This window comes from Ruminococcus flavefaciens, assembly GCF_900143025.1.
Classification (GTDB): Bacteria; Bacillota; Clostridia; order Oscillospirales; family Ruminococcaceae; genus Ruminococcus; species Ruminococcus flavefaciens_I.
The window spans coordinates 182,760-206,691 of the sequence record NZ_FRCT01000005.1 but is presented as its reverse complement, the minus strand read 5'-3'; the positions used below and the strand labels follow the sequence as shown (position 1 = coordinate 206,691).

The 23,932-nt window shown below is 45.1% G+C and carries 24 protein-coding genes; 16 read left to right on the top strand and 8 right to left on the bottom strand.

The window, feature by feature from the left end; genetic code table 11:
- Nucleotides 1–41 precede the first annotated feature (41 nt).
- The 7 genes from BUB28_RS07405 to BUB28_RS07375 all read right to left on the bottom strand — a co-directional run bounded on the left by BUB28_RS07405 (nucleotide 42) and on the right by BUB28_RS07375 (nucleotide 7,930).
- Entirely contained in the window at nucleotides 42–473 is a 432-nt protein-coding gene (locus BUB28_RS07405) for a division/cell wall cluster transcriptional repressor MraZ (RefSeq protein ID WP_072950268.1), read from the bottom strand.
- A 421-nt stretch (nucleotides 474–894) separates the two neighbouring features.
- Nucleotides 895–2,187: a SpoIID/LytB domain-containing protein gene (locus BUB28_RS17630; protein ID WP_072950266.1), complete on the bottom strand. Its 1,293-nt coding sequence runs from the start codon at nucleotides 2,185–2,187 to the stop codon at nucleotides 895–897.
- A 29-nt stretch (nucleotides 2,188–2,216) separates the two neighbouring features.
- Nucleotides 2,217–3,197 carry a class B sortase gene (locus BUB28_RS07395; RefSeq protein WP_072950265.1) on the bottom strand — a complete coding sequence of 327 codons (981 nt, stop codon included), beginning with the start codon at nucleotides 3,195–3,197 and terminating at the stop codon, nucleotides 2,217–2,219.
- 6 nt (nucleotides 3,198–3,203) lie between these two features.
- Nucleotides 3,204–4,985 (bottom strand): class B sortase, encoded by a 1,782-nt coding sequence (locus BUB28_RS07390; RefSeq protein ID WP_072950263.1) that lies wholly within the window; start codon nucleotides 4,983–4,985, stop codon nucleotides 3,204–3,206.
- Nucleotides 4,966–5,529, bottom strand: a complete 564-nt coding sequence (locus tag BUB28_RS07385; RefSeq protein WP_242939957.1) for a CinA family protein — start codon at nucleotides 5,527–5,529, stop codon at nucleotides 4,966–4,968. The genes BUB28_RS07390 and BUB28_RS07385 overlap by 20 nt, the downstream gene beginning before the upstream one ends.
- A gap of 62 nt (nucleotides 5,530–5,591) precedes the next feature.
- Nucleotides 5,592–6,770 carry a tRNA uracil 4-sulfurtransferase ThiI gene (gene thiI / locus BUB28_RS07380; RefSeq protein WP_072950260.1) on the bottom strand — a complete coding sequence of 393 codons (1,179 nt, stop codon included), beginning with the start codon at nucleotides 6,768–6,770 and terminating at the stop codon, nucleotides 5,592–5,594.
- Nucleotides 6,771–6,799: 29 nt separating this feature from the next.
- Complete coding sequence (locus BUB28_RS07375; RefSeq protein WP_072950258.1) at nucleotides 6,800–7,930, bottom strand: cysteine desulfurase family protein; 1,131 nt, start codon at nucleotides 7,928–7,930, stop codon at nucleotides 6,800–6,802.
- Nucleotides 7,931–8,190: 260 nt separating this feature from the next.
- On the opposite strand from BUB28_RS07375, the gene BUB28_RS07370 reads away from it, so the two are divergent.
- Nucleotides 8,191–9,354: an RICIN domain-containing protein gene (locus BUB28_RS07370; protein ID WP_072950257.1), complete on the top strand. Its 1,164-nt coding sequence runs from the start codon at nucleotides 8,191–8,193 to the stop codon at nucleotides 9,352–9,354.
- A gap of 117 nt (nucleotides 9,355–9,471) precedes the next feature.
- Complete coding sequence (locus tag BUB28_RS07365) at nucleotides 9,472–10,008, top strand: NUDIX domain-containing protein (RefSeq protein ID WP_072950255.1); 537 nt, start codon at nucleotides 9,472–9,474, stop codon at nucleotides 10,006–10,008.
- Nucleotides 10,009–10,050: 42 nt separating this feature from the next.
- Here BUB28_RS07365 and spoVG read toward each other — a convergent pair whose 3' ends face one another.
- Nucleotides 10,051–10,353, bottom strand: a complete 303-nt coding sequence (gene spoVG / locus BUB28_RS07360; protein ID WP_072950253.1) for a septation regulator SpoVG — start codon at nucleotides 10,351–10,353, stop codon at nucleotides 10,051–10,053.
- A gap of 328 nt (nucleotides 10,354–10,681) precedes the next feature.
- Between spoVG and murC the strand changes: the two genes are divergently transcribed.
- The 14 genes from murC to BUB28_RS07295 all read left to right on the top strand — a co-directional run bounded on the left by murC (nucleotide 10,682) and on the right by BUB28_RS07295 (nucleotide 23,905).
- A complete protein-coding gene (gene murC, locus BUB28_RS07355; protein ID WP_072950252.1) occupies nucleotides 10,682–12,097 on the top strand; it encodes a UDP-N-acetylmuramate--L-alanine ligase in 1,416 nt (471 codons plus the stop codon).
- Between the two features lie 3 nt (nucleotides 12,098–12,100).
- Nucleotides 12,101–12,682 (top strand): transcriptional repressor LexA, encoded by a 582-nt coding sequence (gene lexA, locus BUB28_RS07350; protein ID WP_072950250.1) that lies wholly within the window; start codon nucleotides 12,101–12,103, stop codon nucleotides 12,680–12,682.
- A 64-nt stretch (nucleotides 12,683–12,746) separates the two neighbouring features.
- Nucleotides 12,747–13,454 (top strand): hypothetical protein, encoded by a 708-nt coding sequence (locus BUB28_RS07345; protein WP_072950249.1) that lies wholly within the window; start codon nucleotides 12,747–12,749, stop codon nucleotides 13,452–13,454.
- A 46-nt stretch (nucleotides 13,455–13,500) separates the two neighbouring features.
- A complete protein-coding gene (locus tag BUB28_RS17000; protein ID WP_175547817.1) occupies nucleotides 13,501–13,674 on the top strand; it encodes a hypothetical protein in 174 nt (57 codons plus the stop codon).
- 146 nt (nucleotides 13,675–13,820) lie between these two features.
- Nucleotides 13,821–14,183, top strand: coding sequence for a cell division protein ZapA (locus BUB28_RS07340; RefSeq protein WP_028518409.1), 363 nt, complete (start codon nucleotides 13,821–13,823; stop codon nucleotides 14,181–14,183).
- On the top strand, nucleotides 14,183–16,213 hold the full coding sequence (locus BUB28_RS07335; RefSeq protein WP_072950247.1) for a U32 family peptidase: 2,031 nt from the start codon (nucleotides 14,183–14,185) through the stop codon (nucleotides 16,211–16,213). Before BUB28_RS07340 ends, BUB28_RS07335 begins: the two co-directional genes overlap by 1 nt.
- A 2-nt stretch (nucleotides 16,214–16,215) precedes the next feature.
- Nucleotides 16,216–16,653 carry a dUTP diphosphatase gene (gene dut, locus BUB28_RS07330; protein ID WP_072950246.1) on the top strand — a complete coding sequence of 146 codons (438 nt, stop codon included), beginning with the start codon at nucleotides 16,216–16,218 and terminating at the stop codon, nucleotides 16,651–16,653.
- A gap of 38 nt (nucleotides 16,654–16,691) precedes the next feature.
- Complete coding sequence (locus tag BUB28_RS07325) at nucleotides 16,692–16,949, top strand: DUF4321 domain-containing protein (protein WP_072950244.1); 258 nt, start codon at nucleotides 16,692–16,694, stop codon at nucleotides 16,947–16,949.
- A 184-nt stretch (nucleotides 16,950–17,133) separates the two neighbouring features.
- Nucleotides 17,134–18,150, top strand: coding sequence for a rod shape-determining protein (locus BUB28_RS07320; protein WP_028518405.1), 1,017 nt, complete (start codon nucleotides 17,134–17,136; stop codon nucleotides 18,148–18,150).
- Nucleotides 18,151–18,161: 11 nt separating this feature from the next.
- Nucleotides 18,162–19,085: a rod shape-determining protein MreC gene (mreC, locus tag BUB28_RS07315; protein ID WP_072950243.1), complete on the top strand. Its 924-nt coding sequence runs from the start codon at nucleotides 18,162–18,164 to the stop codon at nucleotides 19,083–19,085.
- Nucleotides 19,075–19,659, top strand: a complete 585-nt coding sequence (locus BUB28_RS07310; RefSeq protein ID WP_072950241.1) for a rod shape-determining protein MreD — start codon at nucleotides 19,075–19,077, stop codon at nucleotides 19,657–19,659. Before mreC ends, BUB28_RS07310 begins: the two co-directional genes overlap by 11 nt.
- Before the next feature lie 154 nt (nucleotides 19,660–19,813).
- Nucleotides 19,814–22,084 (top strand): penicillin-binding transpeptidase domain-containing protein, encoded by a 2,271-nt coding sequence (locus BUB28_RS07305; protein WP_072950239.1) that lies wholly within the window; start codon nucleotides 19,814–19,816, stop codon nucleotides 22,082–22,084.
- 392 nt (nucleotides 22,085–22,476) lie between these two features.
- Nucleotides 22,477–23,259 carry a M23 family metallopeptidase gene (locus tag BUB28_RS07300; RefSeq protein WP_072950238.1) on the top strand — a complete coding sequence of 261 codons (783 nt, stop codon included), beginning with the start codon at nucleotides 22,477–22,479 and terminating at the stop codon, nucleotides 23,257–23,259.
- A gap of 106 nt (nucleotides 23,260–23,365) precedes the next feature.
- On the top strand, nucleotides 23,366–23,905 hold the full coding sequence (locus tag BUB28_RS07295) for a flavodoxin family protein (protein ID WP_072950236.1): 540 nt from the start codon (nucleotides 23,366–23,368) through the stop codon (nucleotides 23,903–23,905).
- Nucleotides 23,906–23,932 lie beyond the last annotated feature (27 nt).

Genomic DNA, 23,932 nt, shown 5'->3' with positions numbered 1-23,932 from the left:
AATCCGACAATGTTCGGAAAACGAATACAGAAACGATCGTATCAGAGGACAAGATCAGCAAGAACGTTGTTGATCTCTTCCTGAGAGATATTATTATTGAATTCTTCCCACTTGGACTTGTTCCATATTTCGGCTCTTCTGTTTGCACCGATAACAACGACTTCGTCGGTGATACCTGCATGATCTCTGAGCTGCTGTGTTATAAAGATACGTCCCTGTTTGTCAGGAACTTGTTTATCAGCACCTGCAAGGAGTTTACGCCTTATGTCAGCACCCTGCTTGCCCGGGATCGAGTTAAGAGTCTCACAATAGTCCTGAAATGCTTCCGGTGAGTATACGGCGATATAAGAGTCATCATGTCCCTGACAGAGAAAAAACTCCGGTCCGAGGATTTCACGCAGCTTAGTCGGGAAGCTCATACGGCCCTTCTGATCAATGCTGGGGTAATAAGTACCACATAAATGATCTGCCATTTGAACTTCGCCTCGCTTTCGTACAACCTCTTAGGATTTGATCACCCTAATTTGGAAAATTTCACATCCAATCACCTTTTTTCACCCTAAAACTATTTTATCATTATTTGGGTAGAAATTCAAGATGGAATATCTCACAAGTATAAACCTTAAAAACGGCTATTTTTTGTCGATTTTGTTTAAAGTTTAACTTTCGGTTGTTTTAAAACGAAACAAACGTTTCTATATTCGTTAAATATTTTGCTTTGCTTTCACCTTTTTTCACCTTTTTGGGTATTTCTTAGGATTTTTTTACCACTGAGCTTCACCTTTCTTCACCCAAAAAGAAGGAATAAGTCCCCGAATATAAAATGCCGTAACACTTAGTATATCCAAAGACTTATTCCTTTTGTTCTTAGATCATGCGATAATTCGCCATTTATCAATCATTTTTATATGTAAGATTGAATTTTGATGATTTGAGTCCAAGCAGCATTGAGAACGGATATCCCTTTGCAGTTACCTGTCCGTCAATACTTACTTCGGTTACATATCCTGTCTCATCTGAGTAAACAGGCTGTATCCAGTTATTCGGATCATCGGACAGAGTGATGTGATAACCGGCCTCAAGCTTTTTCTTCACTTCTGCCGCGTCCATATATTTTACTGTACCCCAGTGCGGATCGAACGCAGCATCATACTCGCTCGGTACACTTCTCAGGTACGGGTAGTCTGCATAGAATACTTCATAGCAGTTTGCCGAACAGCCTCCGCTCGAAGCAGAGAACACTGTAAGTGCGTAATTGCCATCATAGTAAAGAGCCTCACCAAGAACCTCGTTGCAGGCGTCAATAACTACCTGCGGCGGATTTGGCTTACCTCTCAGGTCTCTTGAATCATCGCCGTTATACTTCAAATAAGTATATACAGCAACCGCCTGAGCCTTGATAGCCTCGTAGGAGAAGCTTCCGCCCACCTCACGGTTGACTATCTCGGATACGACCTTCAGGGTATCACCTGCCGGTTCGTGAGCGATAGTAAGCTCTTCTTCATCTGTCATTCCTGTATTCATCAGGTATGTTCCCGGATAATAATGGAACAGGATATCCTGATAAGTCCAGCCCGCATAAGCGGCATAGAAATTAGCACCGTTCTGGCTCATGCCAACGCCGTGTCCCCAGCCGTAAGTCACGAAAGCGAACTGTCCGGGCTGAGCGTCTATGACAGGCCCCGGCTGAGAATCAGGTATATCTCCAACGAAAGCTCCTGAGGTCTTTGCCTCTACAGCAGTCGGAGTTTTGCTCCTGCTCTTTGCAGCGTTCTTGGATAAAGTAGGAGTCCCCTTTTTCAAAGCACTCTTTTTCTTTTCCGCAGCTTCCTCACGAGCCTTGCGCTCTTCCTCGGAAAGCCCTGCATACGGGTCTGGAGCTTCACCTATCTTAGCCATTTCAGGTGTTGCAAGCTCATAGCTTATAAGCGTGAGGCTTGAGTCATACTGACTGATGTCAGCTTTCTCCCAATCCTCAGGCATCTTCTGCATTTCCTCTGCGGTATCCGCAGTTAATTCAGAAGCTGCTTCCGTTACAGCATCTGCCGCACTGCTAACCTCTGCTGCTGCAACTGATGTTTTTTCAGTAACGGCTTCTTCAGCGGTAGTCATGCTTGTTGTGCCCGAGAACACGATGATTCCCGAGACAGCAGCTGCTGCTCGTTTAAGCATTTTCTGCTTTTTCATAACAATCTCCTTTAATATATAAAGTCAGATCACTGAGGCTTTTCTTCATTAGCAGCTTTTTCAGCCTCTTCCTTTGAAGCCTTTTCAGCTTCTTCTTTTTTTCTCTTATTATATTCCTCAGTATGCTGTATAGTTGTCATGTCTCCTGCGACTTCGCCCTCCCTGAGTCTTCTTGCCACAACAATGAAACGCGAGTTGTCATAGTCTGCATAGCAGGTAGAAAGGGTAAGGAGCTTGTCGCCGTACTTAACATCAACACCTGTATCCAGCAGCTGTCCGCCGTGGCAGTTGTCGATGTAGAACTTAAATTCTTCTTCTGTATCAAAGTCCTCCATATTCCAATAATGGAAGTCGGTAGCGTCATAGCTTCCGCTCGTTATCAGATATGAAAAGATAACGTAATCATATGTTTTATAATTCGAGCTCAGCTCGATAAACGGATGCTGCTCATAGAATTCAGGATCGGGACGATACTTTCTCAATGAGCCCATCATAGTTCCGTCGTACCAGTTATGTCCGTAGATAATCAGATTATCAGACTGCTGACTCTCATCGCCGTCGAATCTGTTGCGGTAATCCGCAAAGTAAGTTCCGCGTTCGTAATCCTGTCTGAATATATCCTTTGCAAGATAAAATGCATTAGGTCCCCACGCATCGGGTCCGTAATACGGATCGTTTGCAGCGACCTCACCGGGGTCTCTCAAGAACGGGTAATCGACTTGAGTCCCATCAATCTTTACCCAGCCCATAATGTCCTTGTTGAGACGCATCAGTGATCTGGTTCTCTCGGTGGTACCGTTAAGTGACGGTGTATAGTCGTATTTATCAGCCCAGTCAACCGAAAGCTTTTCGGCATCAGCTTCGGAACTTGCTTCCGTCGCAGCCTGGGTAGTATTTTCAATAGTCGGAACAGAATTCCTGTCCTTTTTTAAATATAATGCAAACGCACCAAGTCCAACAGCGGCTGCACAGCTTATGCAGGCTGTTATTATTTTCGCGTTTTTGTTCATTGCTTATCACTTTCCTCCCTTTGGACCATAGGGAACGAATTCGGCATTTGGATCATAATGTTCGTCCGGGTGGATCGAATAGTATAATGAAGGCCATTTTATATTAGGATTTGGTTTGCTTTCCTGAGTTCCCTTTTTAGGATCTTCACCTTCTCTTACACGCCTTGCAAGAACGATTAAACGTGCTCTTTCATCTGGGAAGAAGGTGTTGCAGGTAGAAAGTGTAAGGAGCTCATCTCCGTACTCAACATCTACATCATTTGTACGTATAGTTCTTCTCTTGGCTTCGTTGACGAAGTTATAGAATTCCTTTTCATCTTCAAAGTCGATAGTATTCCAAACGTCAAACTTGGTATCTGTCTCGTCCGCAGCATCGAGCATAAAGAATGCAAATATCTTATACTGATATTTCTCGTAATTGGAACTGAGATCTATTACAGGATGTGCTCCGTAATAAGCCTCGTTTCTGTGATAATACTTCAAACATCCAAACATCTGATCATCGTACATATTATGTCCGTAGAGGATCAGATTCTGAGAATTGGGATATTTAAGATATCCGTCCTCGCCCACATCATCAAAATGATTTCTGTAGTCCAGAAAGATCTCGCCGGCAACATTTTCCGTAAGATCATATTTCATGTTCAGATATTTGTCGTTGTCTTTTGCCTGTAAAACAGGGTTGTTAACCGGTGTATCAGGTATAGTGATAACACCTACTATTTCATGGTTGATGTCGTAGAGCTTTTTAGCTCCGTCGAGCATACCGCCGTATTTTTTTCTTTTATCTCCCTCGGGAGTTGTTACTTCTTCGATCTTCGGCTGTCGGTCCTTATAGATATCGTATATATCCATGATCTCCTCTGTCTTATGCTTGCTTGACCAGAGATCATAGTAATAATCTCCCACAAGATATCCGCACACACAGATAGCGATAACCGAGCCGAGAAAAGCGATCTTTCTTATACACTCCAGCACACTGTCGCCCTTTTCGGGGAATAGTCCGCGGAGCTTCTGCTTGAAAGTTCTTTTCTTCTTCTTTTTCTTCTTTTTTTCAGGCTTGACTATGCCGTTGTCAGCAAGGTCCTCAGCCTTTTCCTTAGCCTGAAAGCTTTGCTCGTCCAGTCTCTCATTGGTCTTTCTCAGCTGCTGTGCAGCCTCCTCCTCAGCCCGTTTTAGAGGAGCAAGCTGGTCCTCAACAGTCTTATTATGACCAACAGGAGTAAACACCACCGTATTCTCGGTGTCATCAGCCGCATACTCAGAGACAGCCTCTGCCGTTTCTTCGTCAGCCGCAGCAATAACATTATCCTCTGTCGATATTTCTTCCGGACGTTCAGTCACAGTTTCGGTGAAGTCCTCAACCTCCGCTGCGATATCGGTATCAACCTCTGAAAAATCCTCGGTAATTTCATCAGCAATTTCGCTCAATTCCTCATGTGCGGGTGTTTCAAGCTCGTTGATGATGTCCGAGATGTCTGGAGAAGCATCAACTGCGGACCGTTCAGCCGCAGCCGCCGTTTCGGCAGCTATCCTCTCAGCCTCAGCCTTTTCAAAAGCTATAGCCTCGTCAAGCTCATCAAGGATATCCTCAGCCGTTGAGCTGTGCTTTTCCTTGGCTCGCATGATACGGTCAGCCATAGTTTCCGTGCGTTCGCTTTCCGCTGTTTTATTGTCATAGGTCGTAGGCGCAACTTCTGCTTCGCCGTGTATCGACCTTCTGATAGCTTTTATCTTCTCAGCTCTGCGCTGAGCCTCTGAGCTTTCATCATTGAATTTGTCGCTCATCAGTCTGTTCCGCCTCCATCAGTACTTTTTCAATAGTGTCAAAGGCAAATGCCGCTGCACACTTTCTTATATGCTCTCTGCTCATGTCACTGAGCTTCCAAAGCTCGGGCAGCCGTACAAATTGTCTGCCGCAGATATCGAAGCCAACATAGACCGTTCCCACAGGCGTTTCAGCAGTTCCGCCCGATGGACCTGCGATACCCGTAACGGAAACGCACACATCTGCACCCGAACTTTTCTTTAGTCCTCTGACCATATACAGTGCAGTCTGTTCACTTACGACTCCGAATTGTTTTATCACCTCAGCAGGAACGTTAAGGAATTCCGTCTTTATTCTCTCCGAATAAGTACATATCCCCAGTTCAAAAACTGCCGACGCACCCGATACTGATGTTATAAGCTCCGAAAGAAGTCCGCCGGTACAGCTCTCCGCTGTAGATATAGTCAGACCCTTTCGTTCTAATAATTTTACAACATTTGCAACTGTTTTGTCAAGTTTTTCGGTATTACATTCAGAAAATTTACTGCTTACCACTAAATCCACACACTCTCTTTAGTCCACATTTCACAAAAATCAAATGATTATATTGTGAAAAACTTAAATAATCAATCACTAAAATTAAAGGTTTTCATCTCTGTGTTTTCAACAGCCTTCTGTATAAGAGGTTCAAAATCAAAGCTGTTCTGTGCCTTTTCAATGTCCCCCAGCTGAGGTCTTACCTTAGGGTGACGAGGGGTAAATACAGTACAGCAGTCCTCATAGGGCTGTACGGAGATATCGAATGTATCTATCTTACGAGCTATCTCGATTATCTCGGTCTTGTCCATTCCAACGCATGGACGGAATACAGGAATTCGGCAGACTGCATCTGTGCAGACCATAGCAGCCATTGTCTGGCTTGCCACCTGTCCTACGCTCTCGCCTGTGATAAGTGCAAGGCAGTTGTCCTTTGCAGCGATGCGCTGAGCTATCTCCATCATAAGTCTTCTCATTATAATAGTAAAGAACTCCTCAGGGCAGTTGTCCTTGATAGCCTCCTGAAGCTCTGTGAAAGGTACGCAGTAGAATGCGATACCGCCGCAGTAGTCCGTAAGCTTCTGACAGAGCTGCTCCACCTTGAGCTGTGCGCGTTCCGAGGTATAGGGAGGGCTTACGTAGTGGATAGCTGCGATATGGATACCGCGCTTAGCCATCATATAGCCTGCAACAGGACTGTCGATACCGCCCGAAAGCAGGAGCATAGCCTTGCCGCTGCTGCCTACGGGGAGTCCGCCTGCTCCCTTGATATTCTCTGCGTGAACGAAAGCATTCTCGTCACGTATCTCAACAGTTACCGTGACCTCGGGGTTCTTAACATCAACACTGAGGTGCGAGAACTTTTCAAGCAGCTTTCCACCCAGCTCCATGCATATCTCAGGCGACTTCATAGGGAAAGCCTTGTCGGAGCGCTTTGCGTTGACCTTGAAGGTCTTTGCGCAGCTGAGTACATCTTCAAGATATTCATAGCTCTTGTTGCAGATGTCCTCGAAGTCCTTCTCGCATACGCAGGCACGGCAGTATGTAGCGATACCGAATATCTTTCCTACTCTGTCGGCTGCCTCATTGAGGTCGATATCCTCATCGAGAGGAGTTATGTATGTGGTAGACTGAGCACTGGTCATCTGAAAATGTCCGAGGGGCTTCAGTCTGCGCTTTATGTTCTTTATGAGCATATCCTCGAAGGTCTTTTTATTGAGACCTTTCAGTGCCATTTCACCGTATTTTACAAGTATTAACTCTTTCATATTTTTCTCCTATACTATTTAAATATATATTAACCTCTTATCTTTTCCATGCCCTCACTGAGTCCCTCGCAGAAGCTGTCAAGCTCCGCCTCGGTAGTCTCGGCAGTCATGCTGATACGCAGCGCACTGTCCGCACGTTTGTCCCTTATGCCGAACTGTCCGAGAACTCCGCTCTGCTGTCCCTTTGAACAGGCAGAACCGCTGGAAACATATATCTCCTTGCTTTCAAGAAAGTGGAGCATTATCTCCGAGCGCTTTCCCACAGCCGAGATATTCACCACATAAGGCGAACCGTCCTCGGGAGAATTCACCGTAACTCCCTCAATATCACTGAGCTTGTCAAGCAGATACTTTTTAAGTCCGCTCACCTTCTCGTAACGCTCGGATATAGTTGGAGCAAGCTTCTTCACAGCCGCACCGAATGCCGCTATCATGGGAACGCTCTCTGTGCCCGAGCGTAATCCCTTTTCCTGCTTGCCGCCCGTAACTACGGGAAGCACACGGACTCCTTTTTTGATATACAGCGCACCTACGCCCTTAGCACCGTGTATCTTATGTCCGCTGAGGGAGATAAGGTCTGCGCAGAGCGCATTTGCTTTCACAGGGAGTTTCATGTAAGCCTGTACGCAATCCGTATGAGTTATAATCTCGGGATATTTTCGCTTCACTGCGGAGAAAGTCTCCTTGACGGGCATGATATAGCCTGTTTCGTTATTGACGTACATCATGCTTATGAGACAGACATCGTCATCACAGGCATTTACAAAGTCAGCCGCATAGTATCTTCCGTCCTCACGGGGAGATACGCGGACCACTTCAAAGCCTTTCTTTTCAAGGTCTGCGGCAGTCTCCTCCACAGAAGCGTGTTCAACTGCGGATATAACTATCTTTTTCCTTTTTCTTCCGTAAGCAGCCGAAGCTCCGCGGAGTGCAAGATTATTGCTCTCGGTAGCTCCCGAAGTAAAAATGATACAGCCGCTTTCAACGCCTATTGAGTCGGCGATCGTCTTTCTTGCACCGTCCATCAGGAGCTGTGCATTGAGTCCTGCACGATGAAGCGAGGAAGGATTGCCGTAATTATCGGTCATAGCTCCCACAGCAGCCTCTATGGCTTCCGCACAGGGTTTTGTGGTCGCCGCATTGTCAAGGTAAACTTCCATTTTATGTTCCCTTCATTTCTTTGATTGTAGCATACCCTTTATTATAACATACTATTAAAAATAAAGCAACTGCACAGCCGCTTTTTCTCATACTTTTCATTTTTTGACGTAAAATCGAAAATATATTCGTTTTTCTGTTGACTTTTTCTCCTAAATCATATATAATATATATGTTCTTATGGCCGTTTGAACGATTCAAAATCAACTTAACATCAGACTAATTCGAATTACTGAACTTTTTGAAGGGAATCTATTTAATTATGAACACAAAAATCATAAAAAAATTCGTATCAGGATTACTGGCAGCAGCTGCTTGTTTCACAAGCATGACTTTTATGCCAAAGGAAGAATTATCAGCAAAAGCTGCTTCGCGAACAATAAGCAATGGTATTTACTACATTCGTAATAAGCACAGCGGCAAATTCATTGATATTGATTACAGAGGAACTGCTAACGGAACAAGAGTAATACAGTATGATTTCAACGGCGGTTCAAATCAGCAGTTTAAGGTCACTTATGAATCGAATGGATATTATTCAATAAAGCCAATGCACGTTCCAAACCAGACATCTGCCATTGATATGCGCAATACTTCAGCTGCAAATACTAATGGTACAGATGCACAGATCTGGAAGTACACAGGAAAGCTCAGAGAACAAGATTTTATAATCAGTGCAGCTTCAGGCGGCGGATACCAGATCGGTACACGTTTAAGCAACGGAAGAAAGGTACTTGAAGTAACTAATTCATCTTACGCTAACGGCGAAACAATTCAGATCTGGGACTACAGCACATCCAGAATGAATGATAACTGGGATTTCATATCTGTTCAGAGTGAAAAGAATGATGCAACATATTTTACTCTTACAACTCTCAGTAATGCAGATCAGAAAGTTGCAGAAAATGTTAAAAGCACTTTCAATCGTCTCGGTTATAACGGCAATATAACATCTTTACCAAGTAAAGATACCATTGGACAGAAAGCTAAAAATTCAAGAATCTTGATATTCCACGGACATGGTGGTCCGGGTTATTTCAACGTCAATAAATCCAAAAAAGAAAGCGATTACTTTTCTGTCTATTCATATGAACTAGAAAAAATCATTTCAAGCAATGACTGGGCTCATATTGATTTCGTATTTTTTGCTTCCTGCAACAGTGCAACCACACATTCAGATCGTGCAAGTCTGGTTGATGCAGCAATTAGTGCTGGTGCAAAATGCGTTATCGGTTTCAACGGAAGTGTAGCAAATGCTGAAGAATATTTAGATTATATGATGTCTGCATTTGCAAATAACCCACTCATAACTGTAAACGGAGCTATGACAGAAGCTGATAAACATTTCAGCAAGACTAGCAGTGACTCACCTGCAAAGCTCAGAGTTATGAAAGGAAACGGAAATATAAAACTTAACAGAGGTTAATTTCCAGACATTCTAATCTATTTAAACATTATAAAACCTCCTATGGTAAAACAAAAAGCATAGGAGGTTTTGTTATAAAGACGAAATTCGTCAAAAATAAATAATGGAGGCTTTGATATGCACTTACAAGAGAAAACTATATCAAGCGATGTAAAATACGAAGGACCTATCTTCACTATAACTCACGACACTGCCGAGCTTGAAAACGGCAAGACAGCCGTAAGAGATGTGCTCCACCACCACGGCGGCGTATGCGTGATACCAATAACCGATAACAACGAGATATTCCTCGTAAAGCAGTTCCGCTACCCATTCAGCACAGTAACCCGCGAAGTTCCCGCAGGCAAGCTTGAAAAGGGCGAAGACCACTCCGAATGTGGCAGGCGCGAGCTTCTGGAGGAAACAGGCTGCACCTGCTCGGAATATATCTATCTCGGCGAGATGCTCCCTACTCCTGCCTATAACAGTGAGATAACCTATATGTACCTTGCAAGAGGACTTAAATTCAGCAGTCAGAACCTTGACCCCGATGAATTCCTCGATGTTGAGCGTATACCTCTTTCAGAAGCCGTAAAACAGGTCATGGACGGCACAATCCGCGACGGAAAGACTCAGCTTACTATACTCAAAGCCGCACGTATACTGGGAATATAAAAAGACCCACCACACGGCAGGTCTTTCAATCAGTGTTATAATTCAAGCCTCTTCAGCTTCTTCTTGTTCTGTTTCCTCAGTTTCAAGAATTGCAAGCTGTCTTTCATAGGCATCGAGAATACTCTCCTCAAAAAGCTTTCTTGCAGAAGGTGAAATAGGATGAACGATATCACGGAAAACTCCGTTTTCGTCCTTTCTGCTGGGCATAGCCACGAAGAGTCTTTCATCTCCCTGTACTACTTTGATATCATGTACTGCAAGCATATCGTCGATAGTTACCGAAACAACTGCTCTGAGTCTGCCTTCAGACATGATCTTTCTTACTTTGACATCTGTAATTTCCATAGATTTTCCTCCTTAATTGTCTATGAACTCCTCGGTCTGACTGGCTGAAACATTTTTATCTGACTCGTTACAGCAGTTAGTAAACCTGTAAACTATTATAACTCATATTTTGTAAAAATGCAAGCTAAATTTCGGTTTTTAAAAGAAAAATTCTAATTATTTCGAGTAAAAGAGATGAAAAATCTGTGAAAACTGCGTGACAGCGTTATTTCAGTCCCCTTTTATGAACTTATCACAAGCAAATATCAGCTCACAACACATGGGCTGTTAATATCACCCGTATCTATTCGGGCATATACTATTTATAATATAAAGAAAGGTGATCGTTTTGGATACCAATATTTTAAACGGAAAAAAGCACATTCATTTTATAGGCATAGGCGGTTCGGGTATGTACCCCCTTGCACAGATACTTCACTCTCAGGGCTACTACCTTACAGGCTCGGACAATAACGAGACCGAGACCCTCGATGCTGTAAGAAAAATGGGTATCCCGGTTTTCATCGGTCAGAGAGCCGAGAATATCGAAGGTGCCGACCTTATCGTACACACTGCCGCTATCATGGCTGACAATCCCGAGCTGGTTGCCGCAAGAGCAAGCGGAGTCCCTGTGCTTGAACGTGCAGACCTCCTCGGTATCGTAACAAGCTGGTACAGCAACGCTATATGCGTTTCGGGTACTCACGGCAAGACCTCGACCACCTCTATGATAACACAGATACTCTACACCGCAGGTATAGACCTCTCCGCATACATCGGCGGAAAGCTCCCCTGCATCGGCGGAAGCGGAATTGCAGGCAAGAGCGATATCATGGTATGCGAGTCCTGCGAATTCGAGGATCACTTCCTTAAATTCTTCCCCGATATATCTGTAATACTCAACATCGACGCCGATCACCTCGACTATTTCGGTACACTTGAAAATATAATCAAGTCATTCCATAAATTCAACGAAAACACTTCAAAGTGCATAATCGTAAACGGTTCTGATGCAAATTCAATGAAGTCTCTGGAAGGTATCACAGGCAAGGAGATAATCACCTTCGGCAAGGACAGCTCCTGCGACTATTATCCCGAAAACGTAAAGCACGAAAACGGTCTCCTCACCACCTACGACGCTATGTACAAGGGCGAAAAGCTGGGAACGATAACTCTTCACGTTGCAGGAATACACAATGTTCTCAACTCTCTTGCCGCTGTTGCTGCCGCAAGATATGTAGGCACGGAATTCAAATTCATACAGAAGGGACTTGAAGACTTCCGCGGTGCAAAACGCCGCTTCGAGAAGCTTGGCTTTGAAAAGGGCATAACCGTAGTTGACGACTACGCTCACCACCCGACAGAGCTTGAAGCTACTCTCAATGCCGCTATGGAAATGAACTTCAACCATGTATGGGCAGTATTCCAGCCCTTCACCTTCTCGCGTACAAAGCTCCTGCTTGACGACTTCGCAAGAGTACTGCAAATACCCGACCACGCAGTTCTCACCGATATAATGGGAAGCCGCGAGAAAAACACCTACGGCATCTTCACCCGCCACCTTGCAGAAAAAATACCGAACTGCATATGGTTCCCACAGGACGAGACTGCCGAATGGACGGACGAAAGGAAATACGCTAACTTTGAACAGATATGCGACTATGTATGCCAGCACGCACAGGAGGGCGACCTTGTCATAACTCTCGGCTGTGGAGATGCTTACAAGATCGCTAAAATGATACTGAAAAAGCTTTCGGAGGAATGATATATGCTCAAGGATAAAGAGATCTCTGTTTTCAACTATATCAAATCCCGTTTAAGTGACGGTATGTCCCCTTCCGTAAGGGAAATAATGGACGCTATGGGCTTCAAGTCCACATCTACCGCTCACCGTTACATCGAGACCCTTGTCCGCGAAGGACTTATTGAGAAAACAGGCAACCTCAACCGTACTCTGCGCCTTCCCAACAGCGGAACTACTTCCGTTCCCGTTATGGGTACAGTAACAGCAGGTCAGCCTATCACAGCCGTTGAGGATATCACGGGATATATAGGCTTTGAAGCTCCGGGCGTTGATCCTCAGGATCTTTTCGCACTGAAGATACGCGGCGAGAGCATGATAGACGCAGGTATACTGGACGGAGATATAGTCATCGTAAAGCGTGTGAACTATGCTGAAAACGGCGATATAGTCGTAGCCTTCATCGACCGCGAGGAGGCTACGGTAAAGCGTTTCTTCAAGGAAAAGGGACACTACCGCCTACAGCCCGAAAATCCCACTATGGAACCAATTATCGTGGACGAGGTAGAAGTTCTCGGCAAGGTCATCGGCTTGAAGCGTTATTATTGAGCCGTTAATTAATGGCTAACGGCTCAGGGCTAAACACGAACTTTAATGAAAAGAGTTGATAACAATGCAGGACAAAAATGAACACGAGATCAACGACCTCCACGATATGTTGTCGGCATTTCAGTCACTTACATCCGACGATGGGAAATCCTCAGGACAGAAAATGACCTCAGAGGAAGCAGCCGCAAAGGTGGATGAAATTTTTGCACAGGCAAGGGCAAAGAATATAATTAAGGATAAAAAGCGCAAAAAAACAACTGCCGAAGATACCCCCGCTCCCATAGAGCTGCCCGAGCCTATAACTCCTCAGGAAGCCGAGAAAAAGGCGGCAGGCTCATTCGCAGACACAAAGGAAAAGAAAGAAAGTGCAAAAGCAAGAGAGCAACGCTTATCCGCAGATGTTGCTATGCTTTCCACTCAGCTTACCGAGGGAGAGCTCAGTTCAGAGGAAGCTCAAAAGAAGGTCACGGAAATGCTTGCACTGGCAAGCTCGAAGAATTCCGACAATAATTCCAAAAAGTACAGCTTTTCACCTAAGGTAATGGAGGTAATAGTCCTTACTATCGTTGCGGTAATTCTTTATATTATCACTATGGACTCAGGTCTGCCGGGACCGTTCTCACCTGTTGCCATATTCTTCCCCGCACTGGCAGGAATAGGATACAGGTTATTGAAAAAACAGATTCCTGTAAGAAAGGCAGCTTCGGAATGTATACCGCATATAATAATATCTGCGGTCTTCCTTATAATAATAATCCTTGCATTTATCTGAGACTGAAAATCACAGCAATAAATTACAATTTATAAGGAGCATGAATATGAAAAAGATATTAGGCATAACAGCAGGAATACTTGGTATAATAATCGGCATTGCAATAATAGTATGCGCTGTCGCTGATGTGACCATACCAAAGCCTGTATTTATATTATTGGCTGTTACCGCCATTACTAATGCGGCACTGATAACTGTAAATTATATAAAGAAAAAATAATATCTGTAATTATGCTGATATTCAATCTTATGTTTTTTCTTTTTATGACCTATTAATAAAAAAATTTCAGAAAACCTCTTCCATTTCTGCGAAAAATAGTGTATAATGTAAGTTGGTTTAAAATACGCCACGGAAAGGACGATACTATGCTTAATGAAGTTAAGGTAATCATCTGCGGAAAGGAATACAAGATAAAGACCGCAGAAGCACCTAATTATGTATTCGCTCTTGCAAGAGCACTTGAAACAAAGATAAACGAGATCACAGCAGCAAGCGGTTCTTCACCTTACGCTGCTTCAATAATGGTCGCAATGGCTCTCCTTGACGACCTCAACAAGGCTAACCAGCGTCTTGACAGTATCCGCGACCAGACTAAGGAATACGTTGACGAGGCAGGAAGAACTCGTATAGAGCGCGACGCTGCACAGAAGGAGATCGAGGTGCTCAAGTCCAAGATAGTACAGCTTGAGAATATGGTCAAGCTCAAGCAGCTCAGCGACAGCATTTAATGAATAAAACCGAGATACTCGCTCCCGCAGGCAGCATGGAAACTCTACAGGCTGCTCTGCGTTCAGGTGCAGATGCTGTGTACATAGGCGGAAAACGCTATTCTGCAAGAAGCAGCGCCGCTAATTTCTCAATGGAGGAGATCGCAGAAGCCGCAGGGCTCTGCCATAAGTACGGTGCAAAGCTTGATCTTGCGGTGAACACCATAATTTCCGATGAGGAAGCAGAGGATTTCTGCGAGTACATAAAGGCTGCTGCAAAATGCGGAGTCGATGCATTCATAGTTCAGGACTGGGGCTGCGCAGAGCTTATACGCCGCTGTGTTCCCGATGCCGTACTCCACGGCTCCACACAGATGTCGGTGCATACCGCTGAGGGAGCTTCACTGCTCCGAGAGCTCGGATATGCAAGAGTCGTCCCTGCACGAGAGCTTGACAAGGACACTATTTCCCGTATCTGCAAGGTGGGTATAGAGACCGAGATATTCGTACACGGTGCGCTGTGTATGTCAGTTTCGGGACAATGCTATATGTCCGCCATGATAGGTTCGAGATCAGCAAACAGAGGCTGCTGCGGACAGGCTTGCAGACTCCCTTTCTCGGCTGTGGGAAATAAAAGCAAAGCCGCACTGTCACTGAAAGACCTTTCTCTCCTGCCAAATGCGCAGGAGCTTGCGGAAATGGGCGTTGACTCATTCAAGATAGAGGGACGCATGAAACGCCCCGAATATGTAGCTTCGGCAGTCCACGAGCTGAGATCCGCTCTCGACGGTGAAGCCCCCAATATGAAACTCTTGCGCGGAGTTTTCTCTCGCAGCGGCTTTACAGACGGCTACTACACCGCACAGAGGAAGGATATGTTCGGAGTCCGCGAAAAGGACGATGTTATCTCCGCACATGAGCTTATACCTAAGATACATGAGCTTTACCGCTTTGAGCGCAAGGCTTTTACTGCTGATTTTCATGCAGTTATAAAAAGCGGCGAGCCTGTACGTATAACAGCAAGCTGCGGCGACATTTCGGCAAGTGCCGAGGGTGATATCCCACAGCAGGCTATAAATCGCCCTACCGATGCGGAAATGCTGACAAAGCAGCTCTCCAAGCTCGGTGATACCGTATTTACTTTCGGAAAACTTACTGCTGATATAGACGAGGGATTGATAGTCCCCGCAGGCAAGCTAAACGAGCTGCGCCGCGAGGTGAGTGAAAAGCTCTCAGATCTGATAATATCTGCAAATACTCCTGCTTATACTATTACGGAGTATTTACCGAAGCTCTCTGAAAACAACTTATCCCCTATGCCTTCAAAGCTCCCTGTACGTACCTTCTGCCGAACAGCACAGCAGGCTTTTACAGCAGCAGAGCTTTCGGAGTACGTTATCATTCCCGAAGAGTTGATAAATGAGGAACTGCTCGGCGGCGTGGATAGAGAAAAGATAATAGCTTCTCCGCCCCGCTTTATCACCAATGGGGAAAAGCTTGCAGACAGACTTGCAGAGCTTAAAGAAATGGGTATAAACAGGCTTTACTGCCATACTCCCGACCATATTGCCATTGGCAGAAAATCGGGATATAAGCTCCACGGAAGCTTTACACTGAATGTTTTCAACTCATTCAGTGCCGAATATCTGCATGATCTTGGGCTTGAGGACTGCATCTTCTCTATTGAGGCAACATTGCAGCAGATCGCCCGTGTAAATACATCACTGCCCATAGGTGCGGCAGTTTACGGAAGACTTCCCCTTATGCTTACACGCAACTGCCCAATAAAGAATGAAGTGGGCTGCGGAAAGTGTACAAAGAAGCTCATAGACCGTACAGGCAGAGAGCTCCCTGTAGCCTGCTCTAAGGACTATGTGGAGATACTCAATGCCGACAGACTCTCCATGCTTGACAGAACAGATGAATTAAGCAATATATCCTTCGGTGTCGCTTATCTCTCCGATGAGACTGCCGACGAGATACGCTCTGTTCTCTCAGGACGCAAGCCGCAGGGAAACATCACCCGCGGACTCTACTACAGAGGTATCTGAATATGAAACTTACCTTCAAAAAACTCGATCCAAAGGCTGTTATTCCCTCCCGTGCCACAGCAGGAAGTGCAGGTCTCGACCTGTGCGCCTGTCTCGATGAACCTGTGACATTAGAGGTGGGAGAGATAAAAATGATACCCATAGGTATCACCGCACAGCCTGACTGTGACGATATCGCTCTGCTTATCTACCCACGCTCGGGACTCTCCTCAAAATTCGGAGTCTCCCTTGCCAACTGCGTCGGTGTTGTTGACAGCGATTACCGCGGAGCATGGTTCGTGCCCCTTATAAATCACGGTAAAGAGCCATTTACCGTAGAACACGGTATGCGCATCGCACAGGTGATCCCAACACGTATCTTAATGCCCGAGATAGAAGTCAGCGACGAACTCTCGGAGACTGAGCGCGGAAGCGGCGGCTTCGGCTCGTCAGGCATATGATATATACTAAGTTTTACAAAAGATAGGAGATCTTTATTATGAAAAAAACTCTATACTTTCTGCTTCTTCTCATATGCGGCTGTATACTCGGCGGTATAATCGCAAGCTCTGCTTCGGGTTCATTTGCATGGCTGGGCTGGTCAAGAGGCATAACCCTTTCTCCAAGCACTTTTGCTACCGATCTTATCTCGCTTACCTTCGGTTTTTCCGTAAATATCAGCGTTGCACAGGTCATCTGCATCATCGGTGCCATATACGCATACATCAAGACCGCACCAAAGGTCATTACAGGTTAAAAAGATATTCTGCTGTTGTCCTTTTCGACAGTTTTTCATCACCTGCGGACTGTTATGTAACCGTATTACACTAAATTTGTCGGGAAATGCTTTTTCTCGCTGAAAATTCTTGTACATACGCCCCGTTGGTGATATAATATAATATGTGTATAACAAGAATTAATGCATTTTAAGGAGCTGCAAAATGTTTACAAAAGATATTGGCATTGACCTCGGAACTGCTAATACCCTCGTATATATGAGAGGAAAAGGTATAATAATAAGAGAGCCTTCAGTAGTTGCCGTAAATACAAGAACGGATAAATGCCGCTATGTCGGTAAGGAGGCAAAGGACGTAATCGGTCGTACCCCGGGCTCGATCGTTGCCGTAAGACCTCTGAAGGACGGCGTTATCGCCGATTTCGACATTGCTACCACTATGCTTCAGGAATTTATCAGAAAAGCCCTGAAGGGTACTCTTTTTACAAAAGCTAATGTTATAATATGTATCCCATCGGGAGTTACTGCCGTTGAAAGACGTGCTGTACGCGAATCCTGCAAAAAGGCAGGCGCAAATAACGTACTCATAATCGAGGAGCCTATGGCTGCCGCTATCGGCGCTGGTCTCCCTACAAACGCTCCCGCAGGAAGCATGATAGTTGATATCGGCGGCGGTACAAGCGAAGTCGCTGTTATATCAATGGGCGGCATCGTTGCTTCGCGCTCTGTAAGATGTGCAGGCGATGAATTCGATGCGGCTATTATCAACTATATCAAGAAGAAGTATAACCTCCTCATCGGTGAAAGAACTGCCGAAAATATCAAGCTTGATATCGGCTCTGCTTTCCCAAGCGAAAAGGAGGAAGCTCAGGAGATAAAGGGAAGAAATCTTCTCAACGGTCTCCCTGAGAATATAACAGTTACCTCTGCCGAGATACGTGACGCTCTCGTTGAGCCCCTTTCAAGAGTTATCGACGCTATAAAGTCCACTCTCGAGGAAACTCCTCCCGAGCTTTCGGCAGATATAATCGACCACGGCATCACCCTTGCAGGCGGCGGCGCACTTCTCCGCGGTCTGGACAAGCTCATCAACCGTGAAACAGGTATGCCCGTTTATATCGCTGAGTACCCGCTGGACTGCGTTGCTGAGGGTACAGGCAAGATACTGGAAAATATTAGCGATTATCAGGACGCTCTCACCGAAAACGTCAAGTACTATTAAGGAGGAGCTTCATGCGTGAATTCTTTAAAAGCACCAGATGTAAGATCCTGCTTTCTTTTCTCGCTTTCCTTATTGGTATAATGATCTATGCCGTCACAAGAGGCGGCTATTCCATTTCGGGAGCTTCCTTCATAAATACTCTTACAAAACCATTCCGTGCCGCTTCCAACAGGATAAGCATGAAAATGGAGAATACTGTGGATAAGCTCTCCAATGCCGACAAATACTATGAGGAGAACGAACGCCTCAAAAAACAGATAGGCGAGCTGAATGCTCAGCTTACCGAGTATGACGCTATGAAGGCAGAGGTGGAGGAGCTCCGCAAATTCGTTACCATAAAGGAAAAAAATGAGGATTATCAGCTTTCTCAGCCATGCGGTGTTCTGGGGTATGTTACAAATGATCCTTTCAAGTCGTTTACTATAGACAAGGGCTCTGAGGACGGTATCCTCGTAAACTGCCCTGTTGTTACCGCAGAGGGTCTTGTGGGCATAACAGTAGAAGTTTCAAAGCACGTTTCTACTGTAAGAACTATCCTTTCCCCCGACCTTTCCGTTGCTGCCGTTGCTTCGTCGTCAAATGCCGATCAGGGTATCATCGAGGGCAATGTGCTCTCTTCTGAAAACGGTCAGACAAAGCTTATCCATGTTCCGAAAAAGAATAAGCTCAAGCGCGGCGACCTTATGATAACTACGGGCACAAGCGGCCTTTTCCCTAAGGATTACCCTATCGGTACTATCCTTGATATCGGTCTTGACTCAAACGGACTCTCCGTATGTGCCGATATACAGCCCTGTGTGGACGTTACAAGACTTACCTCCGTTATCGTTATAACCGATTTCAGCGGTAAATTCCACGAGGAAGAGGAAGAGGAAACAGAAGAAAAGAACAAGGATAATGCCGATAAGACCGAGGGTAAAGCCCATGAGGATTAAAACTACCCGTCAGCAGCATATCCTGCGCATAAAAACTACCATCCGCTGGGTGCTGTATTATCTGCTGATTTTCCTCAGCTTTATCATTATGACCTCGGGAACGCTCTATAAGCCTATACTCCTTGTTCCCCTTGCAATAGGCATAGCTATCAACAACAATATCTACGGCTCGGCTGTTACGGGAGCTGTATGCGGCTTTCTCATTGATATATGCTGCGGCAAGCTCTTCGGCTATAACGCCGTTATACTCACATTTTTCTGTATAGCGGCTAATCTTATATTCGAGCTTTACCTCAAAAACCGCTTTATCAATTATTTGATTATCACTGCTCTGGTATCTTACATACAGTGCTGGCTGGACTATAAATTCTACTATCAGATATGGGATTACGAAAATGTCGGACGCATATTCGTAAGAGTTTCCCTGAGAGTCTGGCTCTACACTGTTATATCTTCCTTCTTCGTATATCTCCTCGTAAAGCTGGTAAACCGCCTGCTCATGCCGAAGGAGCACCTTACTATTGAGGAAGCCATAAATACCAATATGCAGCCCGAAAACAAAAGATATAATTAACCTCGTTACTTATATAGAAGTTTATACTTTTTATCGGGGAAAACCTTCTTCAAAAGGATTTTCCTCAATATAATGTACAAAACTTTTATATGAGTATCAAGCTCTTGCGACCGCACTTTTTTCGTGCGGTCATAACTATAAAGGAGGCAGTCCATTGAAAGGATTTGCAGAAAACCTTAAATCCATTATTATAATACTGCTTGTGGTTCTGCTTGCGCTGCTCAGTTCTCTGCGGCTTATGAAAATACAGGTCGTAGGCGATAAGAGCATTGCTGCTCCGAACCAGTACGAGCCCGGTACCCTTACCTATAAAAAAGGCGTAAAGGCTACCCGCGGCGAGATAATCGACTATGACGGAAATGTCATAGTTACCAATGATGCCAGAACAGACCTTGTCCTCAGAATGGCTTTCTTCCCTACAGACCTGAAAGAGGGCAACAAGACTCTCCTCGGTATATACCGAGCTCTTGAGGAAAGAGGCTATAAATTCAAGGAAAGTATCCCTGTTTCATTCTCGAAGCCATATATTTTCACTTCAAAGGATACCGATGAGCTTATATCAGACCTTAATCTCAACGTTTATGCTACTGCTGAAAACTGCATCGACAAGCTCATATCCGATTATAAGATAGACGATAAGTATACCGACGAGGAAAAACGTATCATCGCAGGTATGCGCTATCAGATGATAGATAAGGACTTCTCCTACAGCAACGACCTTCTCCTTGCTGAGGGAGTGGACGAAAAAACTGTTGTTGACCTTAAAGAAATGGGCAATTTCTATCGCGGTATCGAGGCTATCGACGCTTCTGAGCGTAAAATACTCCGTGGAGATATACTCCCACATGAGATAGGCACTGTAGGTCCTATCTACGCCGAGGAGTACGATGAGCTGAAAAGCAAGGGCTACAGCTATAACGATATTCTCGGCAAAAGCGGTATCGAAGCTGCACTCGAAACTGAACTCAGAGGTTTGAACGGCGAGGAACAGATAGCTGTCAAGGACGGCGTTGTCAGAGATGTAAAGACTATCTCAGACGCTACCTCCGGCGAAACTGTAAAGCTTACCGTAAACGGCGCTTATCAGCTGAAATTACAGAATATCCTCGATAACTTCCTCACCAACACCTTCCCCTCTATAAACCCCAAGCCCTGGGTACTCAAGGGCAACTGCGGCGCTATATGCGTTCTTGACGCTAAAACAGGCGCTGTAAGAGGTATGGCTACCGCTCCTACCTATAATCTGAAGGATTACTCCGAAAACTACGATTACTTCCTTCAGGCTAAGGATTCGCCTCTTGTAAACCGCTGCACATACGGTCTTTACCGTCCGGGCTCTACATTCAAGACCATTACTGCTACAGCAGGTCTGAATGAGGGCGTTATCACAGGCGGTACTCCTCTTGTGTGTCATCAGCTTTACAATTTCTACGGAACAAATTATTCCTGTACAGGCTATCATAACAATATAACAGTCCGCCCTGCTATCGAGGTATCGTGCAACTGCTTCTTCTATGAGGTATCACGTATGCTTGGTATCGACAATATCACGAAGTACGCTAAGCTCTACGGACTCGGCTCACATACAGGCATTGAAACAGGCGATGCTGAGGGTTATCTCTGTAACCCCGAGACCTTTGCCGAGCACGGTCAGGAATGGTATATCGGTTACGTTATACAGGCAGGTATCGGTAACCAGGACTGCGGTATGACTCCGCTGCAAATGGCTGTAGTCGCCAACACTATCGCTAACCGCGGCGTTAGATATCAGCCTTACCTCGTTGACAGCTATTACAGCTACGGCACTAATAACCTCATCAAAAAGACCGAGCCTACTATTGCTCAGCAGATTGAGCTAAATACTCCCGACCTCTATGACTATATCGTTGGCGGTATGATAGACGCTTCAAGGAGTATGCCTGCAAGATATTCTCTTACTGACCTGGGCTACGATGTGGCTATAAAAACAGGTACTCCTCAGACAGGTGCCGACCTTAACGAGCAGAACTCCTTCTTCATAGGCTTTGCTCCCGCAGATAATCCCGAAGTCGCTTTTGCAGGCGTTATCGAGAGCGGTGAGTATTCAAAGTATATGATACGCGACCTTCTTGTTGCTTATCAGGAGTGCTACGGACTTAACGGTGTAAAGCCATCAAAGCCGAAACTCCCTGAGGAGGTTCGCCCAAAGCTTACAACTACTACATCTACTACTACGACTACAACTACCACAACAACTACTACAGAGCCTGTAACTATAGAGCAGTACATCGAGCCTGCACCTGCCGCTCAGGAGCAGCCGTGGACTCAGCCTGTTCAGCAGCAGCCGTGGACAGAATATCCTGCCGCTGTTCCTACAGAGCCTACTGTACCCTATGACCCTAATGCACTTTCCTCTGAAACATCACAGGAACCAGATAACAACTGATAACCTATGGGACGATATCTTCGTCCCATTTTCTTTTTCAAGATGCTTTCTATAATAGGGCATAAAATTGCAGAAAAACAACGGAAACCCATTGATTATCAGAAAAATAATTTTTAGTTTCTATGTTTTGCACAAAGCTGCATAATTGTTTTTGTGCATGATTATTGTTATTATTGGTTAGTGAGTAAAACCAAGGTATTGTGGGACGTCGAGGACGCCGTCCCCTACAATTGGTCATTTATACTTGTAATATTATCGGTGGTGTGTGAGAATAACTGCCACATACTTAGCTCTTAATTCTTAGCTCTTAGTTCTATCTTCATTAATTTTTTTCCGAGAAAATAGCGTATATTTTCCGAGCTTTTGTCAATAATATGGTCGGAGGTGTTAGTGTGAAGAAAAATGAACTGACCGACAAACATTATGCAAAAGGCTCTAAAGGCTTCTATGCTGCACTTGGTATCAGTGCCGTCATGATAGGTGCCGCCTGCCTTTTCGCTCATAAGCAGGGCGACAGAATAACCGATATGAAGCCTGCTGCGGATAAAACTATTGTCCGTGAAGCTGCTGTTGACAGACGAGTTACCAACATACCGAAAACCACGACTCCTGCCTACAGAGTCACTACCGCCGTTGCTACTATGCCCGTTTTTACGGACGCTCCTGCGGTAACTATCCCTGCTGCTGAAATAAGCGTTGATGCTCCGCCGCCTGCCGAGCCTGTACAGGCAGAAGCCGAGGAAACTGCCGCACAGAGCATGACAGACGTTAAAAAGCCCCTTGATGATATCAGCAATATCATCACTACTTTCAGCGGCGGTGAACTCGTTAAAAATGAGACTACAGGCTCATGGCAGACTCATAACGGTGTCGATATAGCTGCCGAGGTAGGGACAGATGTCTACGCTGTGTCGGGCGGAGAGGTCACTTCTGTAATAAATGACGCATTATGGGGCGTTACTCTTGTCCTCGACCACAAAAACGGCTATATCACAAAATACTGCGGTCTAAGCTCTGACCTTGCAGTGCAGGAGGGCGATAAGCTCAGCGGCGGCGATTTCATCGGTACTGTAGGCGGCTCTGCCGATATCGAAAGCGCACTTGCTCCGCATATCCACATTGAAATGACACATAACGGCAAGTATATCGACCCTATGTCGCTTATCAACCAATAACAGAAAAATCACTTCTGATATGTTTCTCAGAAGTGATTTTTTATTGACATATAGTGCCTTCCGTGCTATAATCATATTTATAATTTTATAAATCGGAGGTATCATTATGAACGCACTTATCATCAATTGCAGTCCTGTCAGAAACGGAGCGACTGCCGAGATAGTCCGCATAGTCACCGAGGAGCTTTCAAAAAAGTACACGGCTAAAAGCATATGTATAGATGACCATAGCTTCGGCTTCTGCAAAGGGTGCAGGACCTGCCATGATACTGCAAGGTGCGTTCAGAATGATGACCACAGCCTTTTTATGTACGACTTTGAAAATGCCGATATAATTGTTTCCGTTGCTCCCTCATACTGGGCAGATGTGCCTGCTCAGTTCAAGGCATTCATCGACAGATGCACTCCCTGGTGCAATACCCATGAGCCCCATGCAAAGCTGCGCAGCGGCAAAAAGGGTTACGCAATCGCTCTGCGTACAGGTCCGAATATGAAGGAATGTGCAAAAATAATCGGTACTATCGAGCATTTTTACGGTCATATGGAAATAGAGTGCTGCGGAGGTCTGGGACTGTGCTCAGTTGAATATAAAGAAGCCGTTGAGCCGCGAAAAGCCGAGATAACTTCATTCTGTGATACTATATAAAAAGAAAACCTGAGAACTGTATGTCCT

What these genes read in the sequence shown, in the direction of transcription:
- BUB28_RS07390 (WP_072950263.1), bottom strand. Translation starts at nt 4,985, where the DNA reads ATGAGCGACAAATTCAATGATGAAAGCTCAGAGGCTCAGCGCAGAGCT.
- BUB28_RS07320 (WP_028518405.1), top strand. Translation starts at nt 17,134, where the DNA reads ATGTTTACAAAAGATATTGGCATTGACCTCGGAACTGCTAATACCCTC.
- BUB28_RS07395 (WP_072950265.1), bottom strand. Translation starts at nt 3,197, where the DNA reads ATGAACAAAAACGCGAAAATAATAACAGCCTGCATAAGCTGTGCAGCC.
- BUB28_RS07340 (WP_028518409.1), top strand. Translation starts at nt 13,821, where the DNA reads ATGCTTAATGAAGTTAAGGTAATCATCTGCGGAAAGGAATACAAGATA.
- BUB28_RS07370 (WP_072950257.1), top strand. Translation starts at nt 8,191, where the DNA reads ATGAACACAAAAATCATAAAAAAATTCGTATCAGGATTACTGGCAGCA.
- mreC (WP_072950243.1), top strand. Translation starts at nt 18,162, where the DNA reads ATGCGTGAATTCTTTAAAAGCACCAGATGTAAGATCCTGCTTTCTTTT.
- BUB28_RS07295 (WP_072950236.1), top strand. Translation starts at nt 23,366, where the DNA reads ATGAACGCACTTATCATCAATTGCAGTCCTGTCAGAAACGGAGCGACT.
- BUB28_RS07405 (WP_072950268.1), bottom strand. Translation starts at nt 473, where the DNA reads ATGGCAGATCATTTATGTGGTACTTATTACCCCAGCATTGATCAGAAG.
- BUB28_RS07345 (WP_072950249.1), top strand. Translation starts at nt 12,747, where the DNA reads ATGCAGGACAAAAATGAACACGAGATCAACGACCTCCACGATATGTTG.
- lexA (WP_072950250.1), top strand. Translation starts at nt 12,101, where the DNA reads ATGCTCAAGGATAAAGAGATCTCTGTTTTCAACTATATCAAATCCCGT.
- dut (WP_072950246.1), top strand. Translation starts at nt 16,216, where the DNA reads ATGAAACTTACCTTCAAAAAACTCGATCCAAAGGCTGTTATTCCCTCC.
- BUB28_RS07310 (WP_072950241.1), top strand. Translation starts at nt 19,075, where the DNA reads ATGAGGATTAAAACTACCCGTCAGCAGCATATCCTGCGCATAAAAACT.
- BUB28_RS07365 (WP_072950255.1), top strand. Translation starts at nt 9,472, where the DNA reads ATGCACTTACAAGAGAAAACTATATCAAGCGATGTAAAATACGAAGGA.
- BUB28_RS07375 (WP_072950258.1), bottom strand. Translation starts at nt 7,930, where the DNA reads ATGGAAGTTTACCTTGACAATGCGGCGACCACAAAACCCTGTGCGGAA.
- BUB28_RS07335 (WP_072950247.1), top strand. Translation starts at nt 14,183, where the DNA reads ATGAATAAAACCGAGATACTCGCTCCCGCAGGCAGCATGGAAACTCTA.
- thiI (WP_072950260.1), bottom strand. Translation starts at nt 6,770, where the DNA reads ATGAAAGAGTTAATACTTGTAAAATACGGTGAAATGGCACTGAAAGGT.
- BUB28_RS07325 (WP_072950244.1), top strand. Translation starts at nt 16,692, where the DNA reads ATGAAAAAAACTCTATACTTTCTGCTTCTTCTCATATGCGGCTGTATA.
- BUB28_RS17630 (WP_072950266.1), bottom strand. Translation starts at nt 2,187, where the DNA reads ATGAAAAAGCAGAAAATGCTTAAACGAGCAGCAGCTGCTGTCTCGGGA.
- spoVG (WP_072950253.1), bottom strand. Translation starts at nt 10,353, where the DNA reads ATGGAAATTACAGATGTCAAAGTAAGAAAGATCATGTCTGAAGGCAGA.
- BUB28_RS17000 (WP_175547817.1), top strand. Translation starts at nt 13,501, where the DNA reads ATGAAAAAGATATTAGGCATAACAGCAGGAATACTTGGTATAATAATC.